Source organism: Brachybacterium sp. SW0106-09, from assembly GCF_001293905.1.
Lineage (GTDB): Bacteria > Actinomycetota > Actinomycetes > Actinomycetales > Dermabacteraceae > Brachybacterium > Brachybacterium conglomeratum.
Window position 1 is genome coordinate 23,468 of the sequence record NZ_BCAK01000056.1, and the last position, 13,611, is coordinate 37,078.

Genomic DNA, 13,611 nt, shown 5'->3' on the forward strand with positions numbered 1-13,611 from the left:
GCCCCGCGCGGCTCAGCGTGCGGTGCGGATGAGCTCGACGATGCGGTCGGCGTCGTGGCGCAGGGGGTGCTGAAGGCGCTGCTCCGCGGGGGCGGTCTCGGCGTCGACCCTGGTCGCCGTGCCGCCCGGAGTGGCTCCCGTGCCGTCGTGCCCGGTCGTCCTCGCGGCTGCCGGGAGCGGGGCGGCGTAGGCGGCGGCGGTATAGGCGTCGGCGAGGCGGGCGGCGGCGGCGCGGTCCTCGGCGGTGACCTCCCCCGGGCCCTCCGCGATCTGGTCCAGAAGGTCCTGGACGGCGCGGTGCGGGGGCAGCGCCGGGTCCATCGCGAGGCGCGTCGGCGGCCTGCCCCAGGCGCCGGTGAGGCCCAGCCAGCGGATCGCCGTCGCCCGCACCTCGAGCTCGTGGGTCAGCTCCGACCAGGCCAGCTCGCCGGCGGCGCGGCGCAGCCGCTCGGTCTCGAGCGCGGCGGCGGAGGCGTCGCCCGACGCACCGGACGGGCCGCCCCTGCTCTCCGCAGCGGGCTCTCCGCTCCCGCCTTCTTCTGCGCCGCGCTCCCCTGCGCCGCCGCCGAGCGTCGCCCAGCGCTCCTCGCGATGTCGGATCCGTCGGCGCCGGATCACCAGCACCACGGCGGCCGCGGCGGCGGCCAGGAGCGCGCCGAGGCCGAGCACGCTCACGGTGCCCCACTCGATGCGCTGGACCGTCTGGGGTGAGGGGCCCTGCTCGGCGGTCTCGTCCTCCTCGGTGCTCGCGCTGCTCTGCTCCTCGGTGGTGCCCTCCTCGCTGCTCACGCTCTCCTCGTCGGCGGTCGGGGTGTCGGGGGTCGCCTCGGGAGCGTCGACGTCCTCCTCGCTCGCGGAGAGGTCGGTGACCTCGGGGGTGCGCACTCCGTTGTTCGCGGCGGCGGGGGTGGGCTCGAACTGGACCCAGCCGTGCTCGGGGCCGAACCACACCTCGGGCCAGGCATGGGCGTTGCGGGCGCTGACGGCGCGCTCGTCCCCGTCGGCGTCCCCGGCGGTGAAGCCGATGACGACCCGTGTCGCATATCCCTGCGCGGTCATCATCAGCGCGAAGGTCGAGGCGAACTGCTCGCAGTAGCCGATCCGGTCCTCGAGGAAGGACTCGAGCGGGTCCTCCCCCGGCGGGGTGTTCACGGTGAGGGAGTAGGCGAAGGCGGTGCGGAAGTAGTCCTGGAAGGCGACGGCCGCGTCGAAGCCGTTCTCCGCCCCGGCGTCCTGGACGAGCTGCTCGGCGAGGTCGGCCGCGACCTGCGGCACCTCGGCGCGGTCGGTGTAGCCGGAGTCGAAGGGGGCGCTCGCCGCGGCGGGCGTGACCGCGCGGAGCTGCTCGGGGGTGGAGGAGCGCGGCTCGGAGAGCACGGTGTACTGCTGCCCGGTCAGTCCCTCGGGGACGAAGTCGAGCGCCGCCTCTCCGTCGACCGGCCGCAGGGTGAGCGCACGGTCCAGCGCGGGGCTCGCGGTGCGCACCTCGCGCACGTTCTCCGGCATCGGCAGCCGGTCCCCGCCGAGGCTCATCACCTGGACGTCGGTCTCCTCGAGATCGCCCGTGCCGCCGCTGACCGCCCTGCCGTCATCGCGGGCGTCGGAGAAGGAGGAGGCGAGGTTCGGCTCCTCCTCGTCGCCGGCGTGGAAGGTCTCCCCGTCGAAGCGGTTCAGGGTGCGCAGGCGGAGGTAGGAGGGGTCCTCGGCGGTGGTGGTGTAACGCAGCACCTCGGTGTCGGACTGCTCGAGCAGGGAGCGGCGCACGGAGACGTCGTCGTCGATCATGACGGGGCCGAGCTGCGGGGTGTCGGGGTCCTTCCAGCGGTTCAGCACGTCGACGTTCAGCGCGATCCGCGGCGGGACCAGCTGGGGCAGGGCCGCGCCGAGCACGGGGGCGCCGGCGGCGACGAGCGCGACGCACAGGACCGCGGCGCCGAGGGTGCGGCCGGGCGCGGGGACGGGTCCGGCCTGCGGGCGGCGGTCCCCTTCGAGATAGCGCGGGTCCCCGTGGACGGTGCGGACGGCGAGGACGGCGGCGCCGGCGGCGACCGGCGCGGCCACCTGCCACCACGCCCCGCCCGAGGGCTGCTGCAGCGCGGGCACGAGCACGGTGCCCATCAGCAGCAGGGCGGTGGGGGTGTGCCAGCCGAGGTCGAGGTACAGCAGGTCCAGCAGCAGGGCGAGCAGCGCGACGAGCACGACGATGATCACGGTCCCGGGCCCGCCGAGCACCATCGGCGGCAGGCCGGAGGCGAGCTCCTGCACGCCGAGCCGCAGCACCTCGGGCTGGGAGGCGAGGACCACGACCGGCCCGTCGGACCACGGGGCGAGCCCCTGCGCCGTCTCGACGACGAGCATCAGCACGAGGATCAGGCCCAGCTGGAGCAGCGGCACCAGCGCGGTCCGGGAGAGCAGGTGACGCAGCACGATCCCGCCGAGGATCACGGGAGCGGCGCCGGTCAGGGTCAGCACCAGCCAGGACGCGCCGGCCAGCAGCTGGGAGGTGGGCGCGGCGGCGAGCAGCAGCGCGACCAGGAGCAGCAGGGCGCGGCCGGTGAGGTGGGGGCCTTCGAGCGAGGGGCGGCCCATCAGCGGGCTCATCGCGGCTCCTCCACGGCGGTGGTGAGCAGGTCGTCGAGGGTGTCGGCGGAGGAGCCGCGCACGAGGGCCCAGGTGCCCAGGCGCGAGCAGCGCGGCGGACGCTGGGCGCGCGCGGCGGCGAGCTGCTCGGCGTGCTGCTCGTGTGCGTGGCCGAAGTCGTCGCCGTCGGCGGGGCCGATGCGGCGGGCACGACGGGGCGTCTCGGGCTCCTCCTCGGGCAGAGCCGCGTCCAGCGCGATCGCGGTGCGGCGCGTGGCGCGGCCGGCGAAGCGGTCCAGCTCGAGGCCGGCGAAGGGCTCGCCCAGGTCGGCGCCGAGCGCGATCGCGAGCTCGGCATGGCCGGCGGCGTGGTCGCGGCCCACGCCGTGCTGCTCGTCGTCGTCGAAGTCGACCTCGGCGAGAGCGAGGAGGGAGGCGCGGCGCTCGAGCGCGTCGGCCTCGCCCCCCAGCAGGGACGGGCCGGGGACGCCGCGTCGGCGCTGGGCGCGGGTGATCTCGTCGCCCGAGGCGTCCACGATCCGCACCTCCCAGCCGTTGCGGCCCAGGGAGTCCAGCACGGTCGCGGCATGGGAGACGAGCGCCTCCTCGACCTGCCCCTCGAGCCCGTCCCGCCGGGTGGTGTCCAGCACGACCACGGCGCTGCGGCTCGCGGTCGGCTCGTCCTCGCGGGTCATCAGCGTGCCGGTGCGGGCGCTGGCCCGCCAGTGGATGCGGCGGATGTCGTCGCCGGTGGCATACGGGCGGGCGATCGGGCCGATCTCCCCCGCCCCCGCGACGGGCGCCGCGCCGGCCACGGCGCTGTCGGCGATGCCGGTCGAGCGCTCCGCGGCGGTCGACATCTCGGCCACCACGGGCAGGCCGGTGATCCGCAGGCCGTCCTCGACGGTGCGGCGGAGGTGGAACAGCCCGAACACGTCGCGCACCAGGACCGAGTACGGGCCGAGCGCATGGCCGCCGCGACGGCCCACGTGCAGCACGTGCGGCATGCGCATCGCCAGCGGCAGGTCGCCCTGACCGCCGAGCTCCTCCGGGAGGTGCTCGCGCACCACGCCCCGGCCGAGCGGCACGACGGTGATCCACGGGCGGTCCTGCATCTCGAGCATCACTCGGGCGGAACCGCCGACGGGCACCGCGTCGTCCACGACCCGGCGCCGCGGGGAGATGCCGCGGCTGACGACGAGGATCCCGATCGCGCCGACGGCGAGGACCAGCACGAGGCCGGCGGCGAGCTGCCGGGCGGGCTCGATGCGGGTGAGGTCGCCCAGGAGCCACAGCGCCGCGCAGGCCACGAGCACGACGACGCCCCGCCCGGTGGGGCGGAGGATCGTGCGTGCGCGGCCCCTCACGTCTGCGGGGTGCTGCGCAGGACCTGGTCCACGAGCTCCCCGGCGCTCGCGCCGCGGGAGAGCGCCTGCGGGGTCAGATGGAGCCGGTGGCGCCAGACGGGGAAGATGACGTCGGCGATGTCCTGCGGGGTGACGAAGGTGCGGGCGGCGAGCGCGGCGTTCGCCTTCGCCGCGCGCACCAGGTGCACGGCCGCGCGGGGCGAGGCGCCGAGGGTGACCTGGGGGTGGGAGCGGGTCGCCTCCGCCAGGCGCACCACGTACTGCAGGATCACGGGCGAGGCGTAGACGCTGCGCACCGCCCGCACCTGAGCGGCGATCCTCTCGGGGCTGGTGCGGCGGCGGACCGCGTCGACCACCTCCCGGTCCCCTGCTGCCACGGGCCCGGCCTGCGCCTCGAGCATCCGCGCCTCGGCGGAGGCGACGGGATAGCCCATCGAGGTCTGGGCGAGGAAGCGGTCGCGCTGCGCCTCGGGGAGGCGATAGGTGCCCTCCATCTCGACGGGGTTGGCGGTCGCGACGACCATGAACGGCTCGGCAAGCGCGTAGGTGGTGCCGTCGACGCTGACCTGCCGCTCCTCCATCGCCTCGAGCAGCGCGGACTGGGTCTTCGGGGAGGCCCGGTTGATCTCGTCGGCCAGCAGGATCTGCGTGAACACGGCGCCGGGACGGAACTCGAACTCGCCGCTGGCCTGGTTGAACACGCTCGCGCCGGTCACGTCGCCGGGCAGCAGGTCGGGGGTGAACTGGATGCGGTGGCGGTCCGCGCCGAGCGCGGCGGAGAGGGACTTGGCGAGCATCGTCTTGCCGACGCCGGGGATGTCCTCGATCAGCAGGTGCCCGCCGGCCAGGAGCACCAGCACCGCGATCCGGGCCACTTCCTCCTTGCCCTCGACGACGGTCGCGATCTCTCTCACCACCGCCGAGGCGTCCTCGGCGACCTGGTGGGCCCGCTGCTCCGACAGGACCTCGGGCGGCTCGCTCCTCTGCAGGTCAGGGGCGGTTCCGGCACCGGATTCTTCCAGGATCATCACAGGCTCCTCCGATGCGCACCCCAGCGGTGTTCATGAAAAGTTTGCCGGGGGATGAATTCATCGAGGTCCCCCGGGGCGCCGTCGCCTCCTACAGTATGGCTGGTCCTCCCCGTACACCCGAAGGGTTCCGATGTCTGTCCGCCGTACCGTCGCCCAGTCCTCTGCCGGGCTGCTGCTGCTCGCGGCGTTCGCTGCCGGACCCTCTGTCGCGTTCGGTGATGCCGCGGGCGAGGTTCCGCAGGTACCGAATCAGGCGGAGTGCGACGGAGCACCGGCTACTGCGTCTGCGGATACGTCTGCCTATGAAACCGACGGAACGGTGACGATCACCGGCACGTGCTTCCCGACCCGGATTGCTGTCGATGTCGACATCATCAAAGAAGGTGCCGTGGTCGAGACCCTCCAGGGGCAGACAGACGGCAGCGGGACGGTGGTCGTGAGCTTCGAGCCCAAATCCGAAGGCAGCTACACCGCCACGATCAAGGATGGAGCTAGCACCGAGGCCAACGTGCCGTTCACGGTGTCCGGACCGGGAAAGCCGACCGACCCTCCGACCGAGGGACCCACCGACCCGCCGACCGAAGAACCCACTGACCCTCCGACCGGGGAACCAACCGACCCTCCGACCGAGGAACCCACGGACCCGCCGACCGAAGAACCCACCGACCCTCCCGAAACGGAAGAGCCGACCGATCCGGCCCCGGGCGATGGCGATGATGATGAATCGCCGAACCCCGGCGACGGTGACGAGCAGAACGACGACGGCTCGGGCTCGGGCGACGACACCCAGGACCAGGACGGCAACGGACAGGACCCGGACGACGACGAGGTGGTCGACGGCGACCCCGGTACTGGCGATGGCCAGACGCAGGACGACGAGAACAACGGCACGTCCGACGACACCGAGGGCTCCGAGGAGGAGCAGCAGGGCGGCGATACCACCGCGTCCGGCTCCCCCACCAGGCCCTTCCCCGGTGATGAGCAGGGTGGCGACACCTCGGCGTCGGCCGCGAACGACAACGCCGCGAGCAGGGGCGACGCGCCCGCGCAGCCGCCTGCCGCTCCCGGCTCGGCGACCAACGACTTCCCGGCCGCCCAGCAGGAGGCGACCGCTGACCAGAAGCAGTCGGCCGCGCTCGCGGTGCTGATGACCGAGCTGTTCGCAGGCGGGGTCTCCTCCGGCTCGGTCGGCACGACGCCCGAGCAGGCCCGCACGGTGATCGACCCGTCGGCCGACGCCTCCGAGATCGAGGTGCCCGCAGGCTCCGGCACCGGCGGCTCGAGCGACGACGGCTCGGGCTCCGAGTCCTCCGACGGCGATGCGCTCGCCGCGACCGGATCGAACATGCTGGTCCCCGCCGGGATCGCGGCCGCAGCGATCCTCCTCGGAGCCGGGCTGAAGATCCACCAGGCACGTCGCGGACTCTGAGCCGTCGGCGGGCACCGACCCGCACCGCCCCACGGTGACTGTTCGTTCACCGGGCCGAGTCCCTCGACGACGCAGGTTTTGTGGCCTGGAGGACCGATGTCGGCGCCCGCATGAGTCGTGGGCTCACAAAAGGTGTGCTCCGCACCTGTCGAGTCGAGCGGCGCGGAGCCCGACGGCGGTCGGAACGCCGGATGCGGTCACCAGCGCCCGCCGGGGCGGATGGTGCGCCGGAGCCCGCGTCAGGCGGGGGCGCCGCGGCGGGTCTGCAGCGCGATCAGCACGCCGATCAGCAGCGCGCCGACCACGAGCGCGAGCCCGCCCACGGCCACGGCGCCGCTGACGCCGAGCAGCGCGCCGAGCCAGCCGATCGTGATCCCGTTGCCGGTGCGCATGCCGCTGCCGATCATCGAGTAGACCCCGACGACGCGGCCGCGCTGGTCCTCCGGGGCGCGCAGCTGCACGAGCGCCTGCCCGATCGCGGTCGCGGCGAGATTCGCGACACCGCCGATCACCAGCGCGATCAGCGTGATCGGATAGCTCGTCGTGGTCGCGACGATCAGCGAGGTCAGCCCGAACATCACCGCCGCGATCACCGCGCCGCGCACGTCGACCTTCAGGATCCCGGTGGCCTCGAGCAGGAAACCGCCCACCACTCCCCCGATCCCGTTGGCGAACAGGAGCGCGCCGTAGCCGAGGCCTCCCTCGTCCCCGGCGCCGAGCACCTGGGCGAAGTTCGGCATCGCCACCTGCAGCGACGCGCCGACGCACACCGCGATCAGGCCGGCGAGCGCGATCATCCCCACCAGCACCTTGTCGCTGCCGACCGTGCGCAGCACTCGCGGGGTGTCCAGGATCGAGACCTGCTCGCGGCGCACGAAGCCGCTGCGGGAGTGGCCGGTGAACGGGGTGCGCAGCATCAGCAGCGTCATCGGCAGGTAGAAGACGATGTTCGCGAGGATCCCCCACGTCGGCCCCAGGAGCAGCAGCAGGACCGAGCCGACGACGGGGCCCGCGAGCACGCCGAGGGACTTGAACGTCGCGTTCAGCCGCACCGCGCTCGGCAGCTCGGCGGGCTCGGCGAAGTCGTGCAGCATCAGCTGCTCGGCCGGGCCCCACAGCGCTCCGGCACAGCCGTGCAGCACCAGCAGCACGCAGGCGCTCCACATCTCCAGCGTCCCCGTCAGGAACAGCAGGCCCCAGCTCAGGGACACGACAGCGAACAGGCCCTGGGCGATCTGGATGATGCGTCGGCAGTCGTACTTCTCCGCGAGCCCGCCGAACAGCACCGAGAACAGCAGGAACGGCAGCCAGTGGCTGATCACCTGGAAGCCCACCAGCCACGGCGAGGCGAAAACCTCCCACAGCACCCAGTAGGTGATCACGTGCTCGATGTTGTCGCCCATCATCGACAGACCGGCGGTCATCAGATATGGGCGGGAGTGGCGGTCACGGAGCGGACCGAAGCGGCGCAGGGTCGGCGTGGCCGTGGGGATCGACCTTCTTCGTGAGCGGGGCGGGGCGACCCGTGCTCGCAAGGCGCAGGTCAGAAGGGTGGTGGGAGCGCCAGCCTACGGTCGGCCCACGACAGCGGGACAGTGCGGCCCGGCACGAGAGACCGGGCGGGCAGAGACCGGGACCGGGATAACTCCTAAGGTGGGCTCCCACCGCCACCCATCCAACTTCAAGAGTTATCCTTGGACGATCGAGCTCTTCCCGCCATCTTAGGGACTATCCATGGGTCGCTACTCGAGCCACTGCTGGGAGAACCCGTACGACTCGGGCATCCCCCGCGCGGATCGCCGCTCCGGCGAGTACCGCACGTACACGCCCACCGCGCTGGCGGGCATGCACCTCGCGATCAGTCCCCAGGTCGATGCCGAGGTCGCCGCCGCTGAGCGTGCCGTCCGCTCGTTGAATCGCGGGGGCCACGGGGATCCGGGCCTCGTCTCCCGATTTCTGCTGCGGTCCGAGGCGATCGCGTCGTCCTATATCGAGGGGATCGCTCCCAGCCCGCGGAGCATCGCCCTGGCCGAGCTCGCGCTCGACGAGGACATCCGCGGACTGACCGAGACGGCCCAGCAGTTCGCACGGAACATGACGATCGTCCGTGACGCCTCCGATGCGCTCTCGGCGAAGGGCGCGCTGACCGTCGACGACCTCGAGACGCTGCAGTCCTCCATCATCAACGACCCTTCAGACCTGCAGGGCGTGCGCACCACGCAGAACTGGATCGGCGGCTCGCGCTATCACCCGCTCGACGCGGCGCACGTGCCGCCCCCCTCCGGGGGAGGTGCGGGCTCTGCTCGAGGACCTGATGCTGTACATGGCCGGGGCCACCCACTCCCCGATCGTGCAGGCCGCGCTGGTCCACGCCCAGTTCGAGACCATCCATCCGTTCCCCGACGGGAACGGTCGCGTGGGGCGCGCGCTGATCCACACCGTGCTCACCCGCCGGGGGCTGAACTCGGAAGCGATCCTGCCGGTAAGCCTCGTCCTCGCGACCCTGCAGGACGAGTACATCGCCGGTCTCGGAGCCTTCCGGGTCGAGGGTGGGGCGGAGTCGGCCCAGGTCTTCGAAGCCTACGAGACGTGGATCAGCACCTTCGCGGACGCTGTGCGACTCGCCGCTGAGCAGGCAGCGGACCTGGAGCGCAGGCTCGGTGAACTCCGTCAGGCCTGGTCCCAGGTCATCTCTGACGCCCGCCAGGTCGAGGGCCGCGTACGAGCCGCCCCTCGGGACTCCGCACTGTCCATGATCCTCGATGCGCTTCCCGGCACCCCGGTCCTCACCACCTCGACCGTGACACGGATGCACGGGGTCACGACGACCGCCGCGCAGAACGCCTTGCCCCAGCTCGCCGACTACGGCGTCCTCGACCGGATCTCGATCGGCCGCGCCCAGCGTGCCTATGTGTCGCTCGATGTGCTGCACTTGATCACCCGCAGCGAGCGGGCGATGGCGAGCAGGGACTTCGACACGGCGAGCTCCCCGCCGGTGCGACCAGCACCGGCACGGCCGCAGAGGTGACGCCCCGGCGAGGGTGAGGATGGGCGCTCGGCGCCTCTGTCGCCGGCGGGGAGGGACAGGACGGCGGTGGGGGTCAGGAGCGGCCGGAGTGCTGCTGGAAGGCCTCGAGGTTCCAGTCGGGGTGCCAGCTGCCGGGACCCGTGTAGGGATGGTCGCCGACCTCAGCCTGCAGACGCGCGAGCTGCTCCCGCAGCTCGGCGAGGACGCCGACGTGCTCGGGCGAGCGGGCGAGGTTCACCAGCTCCTGCGGGTCCTCCTCCAGGTCGAACAGCTCGTGCTCGCGCGGGAAGATCCGCTCCGAGGCGCCCGGAGCGCCCAGCCCGTCACCGTAGTAGTCGATGTACTTCCACCGCCGGGTGCGGATCCCGTAGTGCGCCGGTGCATGGTGCTCGGGGTCGTCGTGCTCCCAGTAGCGGTAGTAGACCGCCTCCGGCCAGTCCGGGACCGTCTGCCCGCGCAGCAGCGGGAGGAAGCTGCGGCCCTGCTGCCCGGGCAGCGCCTCGGCGGCCTCCAGTCCCGCAGCCTCGAGCAGGGTCGCGGCGATGTCGACGTTCGTGAGCATCTCCGGCACGCGCGTGCCCGGCGCGATCCGGCCCGGCCAGCGCACCATCATCGGCATCTGCAGCGACTCGTCGTACATCAGCCGTTTGTCGTACCAGCCGTGGTCCCCGAGGAAGAAGCCCTGGTCGGAGGTGTAGACGATCAGCGTCTCGTCGGCGATGCCGAGAGCGTCCAGACGGTCGAGCACGCGACCGACGCTCTCGTCGATCGCCTCGACGGTCTGGAGGTAGTCGCGCATGTACCGCTGGTAGTTCCAGCGCGCCCTCTCCTCGCGATGCTCCTCCCCCCGCAGCCCGGGCGGGACCTCCTCCTTGACGTCGGTCGCAGTGAGGTCGTCGGCGATCGACATCCTCACCCCCTGGACGGCCAGGGAGCGGTGCGCGTGGTCCTCCAGCAGCGTCTCCGGCTCCGGGATCGACCCCACCGGATGGCGCTGCGCATGCCGCGGGTGCGGCACCCACGGACGATGCGGCGCCTTGTGGTGCAGCAGCAGGCACACCGGCTGCTCCGGGTGCTCGTCGCGCTGCTCGTCGAGCCAGTCCAGAGCCATGTCCGTCACCACGTCGGTCGCATAGCCGGGCACCACCTCGGAGCCGTCGGGTCCGATCATCTCGGCGTCCCAGTACGCGCCCTGTCCCGGATAGATCCGCCACCGGTCGAAGCCCCTCGGCATCGCGGCGGGGCTCTCCCCCAGGTGCCACTTCCCGAACATGCCCGTGCGGTACCCGCAGCGCTGCAGCGCCTCCGGGAAGGTCGGCACGCGGTGGTCGAACTGCGCATAGATCGTCGCCGCTCCGTTGACGTGGCTGTAGGTGCCGGTCAGGATGCTCGCCCGCGACGGGGTGCAGATCGAGTTCGTGCAGTACAGGGCGTCCAGGCGCGCGCCCTCGTCCGCGATCCGGTCCAGCTGCGGCGTGCGGTTGACGCGGCTGCCGTAGGCGGAGATCGCATGCGCCGCATGGTCGTCGACCAGCACGAACACGATGTGCGGGGGTGTGGCGGAGTGGTTCATGGGTTCCCTTTCTGCGTCCCGGCGGGAGGGCCGGCCGCGCGCGGTGAGCGGGGAGGCGGGGTGCGATGCACGCGTCACCGCGCGCGATGCGCCCCTTCGTCGAGACCGCTCATCGACGGGTCGTGATCGATCACTCCGATGTCGTCCATCGAGGTCATCCAGTGGTGGAAGTTGTCGCCGCGCTCGCGCAGGCGCCGGTACAGCTCCGCGGAGAGGCGCTCGCGCACCTCGCGCATCTCGGGGTGCGTGAAGCGGTTGTGGAGCTCGTCGGGGTCCCGCTCGAGGTCGTAGAGCTCGTTGACCGACTCGGGGTTCACCACGAGCTTGTACCGGTCGGTGCGCAGCATCCGCTGCGGGTAGGGGAAGTGGTGCCCGTGGAACTCGCACACGATCGCGTCATCCCACTCCACCTCCTCCCCCCGCACGAGCGGCAGGAGCGAGCGGGAGTCGAGCGCCGGGGACGGGTCCAGCCCGCACCAGTCGAGCACCGTCGCCGTCGTGTCCAGGAGGCTGACGAACTCCTCGCGCACCTGCCCCGGCGGGGCACCCGGCACGCGCACCAGGCCGCAGGTGCGGTAGATGTCCTCGTACATCGCGGGCCCCTTGTCGTGGAGCCGGTGCGAGCCGGTGAACTCGCCGTGGTCGGAGCTGAACATCACGGCCGTGGAGTCGGTCAGGCCCAGCGCGTCCAGCTCGGCGAGGACCCGGCCGATCTGCTCGTCGATGAGGGTGACGTACCCGTGGTAGACGGCGATGAGCTTGCGGCTCTCGGCCTCGGTCATCGTGTCGAAGGTCCAGTGCGCGGAGTAGTTGGCCTGCACGGGCGGCTTGCCCGCGAAGGTCTCCTGCACCGAGGCGGGCAGTTCGATCTCCTCGGGGTCGTACATGTCGAAGTACTCGTCCGGGACGATGTAGGGCAGGTGCGGGCCGAAGAAGTGCAGGGCCAGGTAGAACGGGGTCCCATGCGCCTCCTGGTCCGCCGCATAGGCCCGCAACTGCTCGATCGCCCGGTCGGCGAGATAGTGCTCGAAGGTGGCCTCGACGCCCTGGTGCAGCCGGGCGGCGAGCAGGTTGCCGGGGCCGCCGTTGGGCAGGACGCCCCGCATCCTCCCGGAGATCTCGTAGGCGGGCAGTCCCCGCTCGGCGAGATAGCCCTGGTAGTCGGGATGGTCGACGGGGTTGTGCCATCCCTCCAGCTCGGCGCCGTCGAAGCCGTAGTGCCGCCGGAGCCTGCGGTCCCCGGCATGCCACTTGCCGATCAGCGCGCACTGGTAGCCCGCTCCCCGCAGCGCCTGCGAGAAGGTGAACTGTCCGTCGGGGAGATCCTCGAGATAGCCGACGTTCCGCTCGTGGTTGGCGAGCAGCCGGTGGCGGAACGGGGCATACCCGGTCAGCACGCTCGCGCGCGCCGGGGTGCAGATGGCCGTCGGCGTGTACCAGCGGTCGAAGCGGGTGCCCGAGGCGGCGAGCGCGTCCAGGTGCGGGGTGCGCACCGTGGGGCTGCCGTAGCAGCCCAGGGTGTCGACGCGGTGCTGGTCGGTGAGGACGGACAGGACGTTGCGGGGACCGGTAACGGGCGCTGTCACTTCCCCGCCTCGGTGAACAGGTCGAAGGTGAAGTAGTCGGCGGGGGCGACGGTCTCGCCCTCGATCTTGCCGTTCTCCTCGAAGTAGCCGTTCATCGCGTCGAGCCAGGTCTCGACGGTGCCGTCGGCGATCAGCCCGTCGAGCTCCGCGGCGGTGTAGTACTGCCCGTTCTGGGCGTCGCCCGCGACGGCCTCGACATCGGCCTGGGTCATCGCCGCGGTCAGCTCGATCGTCGCGTCGAGGTCCTCGGCCCGGAAGTCCATCGCGGAGCGCAGCACCTTCAGCACCGCGAGAGTGGTCTCCTCGTTCTCCTCGGGGAAGGAGGTGCTGGTGACCATGACGTTGGGGAACTGCATGACGTCGGCGAAGTCGGAGTTCTGGGCCAGCTCCACCAGGTCGGGGACCTGCTCCTTGATCGTGTCGATCATCGGGTACCAGATCCCTGCCGCGTCCACCTGCCCCGAGGCGAAGGCGGAGACGACGGTCGCGGGGTCCATCGCGACCTTCTCGACGTCCTCGAGGCTCATGTCGGCGGCGGAGAGGGCGAGCTGGACGATCATGTCACCGCTGGTGCCCTCCGGGATGGCGACCTTCTTCCCGGCCAGCGCCTCGATCGAGTCGAGGCCGGGCTGGGCGATGACCCGGTCGGCCTGGCCCACGCCGTTGACGGTGAGGACCTTCGCCTTGCCGGAGGCGGGCAGCCACATCGCGCCGGGACCGATGTACCCGAAGTTTAGGTCGCCGGTGCCCAGGGCCTGGATCTGCAGGGGGCCGTTGGTGAAGGTCTGCAGGGTGGGGTTCAGCCCGTTCTCCTCCCACAGCCCCTGCTCGTCGGCGATCGCGAGGAGGCTGGCGCCGTTGAAGTCCGGGATGTAGCCGTAGGTGATGTCGGTGGTGCCGGAGCCGGAGCCGCCGCAGGCGGCGAGCGCGGTGAGGGCGGGGACGGAGGCGAGGCCGCCGAGGACGGTGCGTCGGGAGATGCTCATGGCGGGGTTCCTTGAGGGTGGGGTGGGCCGA

Annotated in this window: 9 protein-coding genes; 2 read left to right on the top strand and 7 right to left on the bottom strand. The window is 72.1% G+C overall.

The features are described from left to right. Nucleotides 1–12 precede the first annotated feature (12 nt). Genes Y09_RS15100 through Y09_RS15110 form a run of 3 tightly spaced genes read right to left on the bottom strand, consistent with a single transcriptional unit; the run spans nucleotide 13 to nucleotide 4,975 of the window. Complete coding sequence (locus tag Y09_RS15100) at nucleotides 13–2,601, bottom strand: DUF3488 and transglutaminase-like domain-containing protein (protein ID WP_053918692.1); 2,589 nt, start codon at nucleotides 2,599–2,601, stop codon at nucleotides 13–15. Beyond that, nucleotides 2,598–3,947 (bottom strand): DUF58 domain-containing protein, encoded by a 1,350-nt coding sequence (locus Y09_RS15105; RefSeq protein ID WP_053918694.1) that lies wholly within the window; start codon nucleotides 3,945–3,947, stop codon nucleotides 2,598–2,600. Before Y09_RS15105 ends, Y09_RS15100 begins: the two co-directional genes overlap by 4 nt. Continuing rightward, nucleotides 3,944–4,975 (bottom strand): MoxR family ATPase, encoded by a 1,032-nt coding sequence (locus Y09_RS15110; RefSeq protein ID WP_082358903.1) that lies wholly within the window; start codon nucleotides 4,973–4,975, stop codon nucleotides 3,944–3,946. The genes Y09_RS15105 and Y09_RS15110 overlap by 4 nt, the downstream gene beginning before the upstream one ends. Before the next feature lie 133 nt (nucleotides 4,976–5,108). On the opposite strand from Y09_RS15110, the gene Y09_RS15115 reads away from it, so the two are divergent. Continuing rightward, nucleotides 5,109–6,407, top strand: coding sequence for a hypothetical protein (locus Y09_RS15115; protein WP_148639687.1), 1,299 nt, complete (start codon nucleotides 5,109–5,111; stop codon nucleotides 6,405–6,407). A 239-nt stretch (nucleotides 6,408–6,646) separates the two neighbouring features. Here the strand turns inward: Y09_RS15115 and Y09_RS15120 are convergent, their stop codons facing one another. Continuing rightward, the gene (locus tag Y09_RS15120) at nucleotides 6,647–7,942 is read right to left on the bottom strand and encodes an MFS transporter (RefSeq protein ID WP_082358904.1); all 1,296 of its coding nucleotides are present in this window, start codon (nucleotides 7,940–7,942) and stop codon (nucleotides 6,647–6,649) included. Nucleotides 7,943–8,697: 755 nt separating this feature from the next. Between Y09_RS15120 and Y09_RS18010 the strand changes: the two genes are divergently transcribed. Then, nucleotides 8,698–9,435, top strand: a complete 738-nt coding sequence (locus tag Y09_RS18010; protein WP_234695762.1) for a Fic family protein — start codon at nucleotides 8,698–8,700, stop codon at nucleotides 9,433–9,435. 73 nt (nucleotides 9,436–9,508) lie between these two features. On the opposite strand, the gene Y09_RS15130 is transcribed toward Y09_RS18010, so the two are convergent. The 3 genes from Y09_RS15130 to Y09_RS15140 all read right to left on the bottom strand — a co-directional run bounded on the left by Y09_RS15130 (nucleotide 9,509) and on the right by Y09_RS15140 (nucleotide 13,580). Continuing rightward, nucleotides 9,509–11,008 (bottom strand): sulfatase, encoded by a 1,500-nt coding sequence (locus Y09_RS15130; protein WP_053918697.1) that lies wholly within the window; start codon nucleotides 11,006–11,008, stop codon nucleotides 9,509–9,511. A 74-nt stretch (nucleotides 11,009–11,082) separates the two neighbouring features. Beyond that, nucleotides 11,083–12,594 (bottom strand): sulfatase-like hydrolase/transferase, encoded by a 1,512-nt coding sequence (locus tag Y09_RS15135; protein ID WP_053918699.1) that lies wholly within the window; start codon nucleotides 12,592–12,594, stop codon nucleotides 11,083–11,085. Next, the gene (locus Y09_RS15140) at nucleotides 12,591–13,580 is read right to left on the bottom strand and encodes an aliphatic sulfonate ABC transporter substrate-binding protein (RefSeq protein ID WP_053918700.1); all 990 of its coding nucleotides are present in this window, start codon (nucleotides 13,578–13,580) and stop codon (nucleotides 12,591–12,593) included. The genes Y09_RS15135 and Y09_RS15140 overlap by 4 nt, the downstream gene beginning before the upstream one ends. Nucleotides 13,581–13,611: the final 31 nt, after the last annotated feature.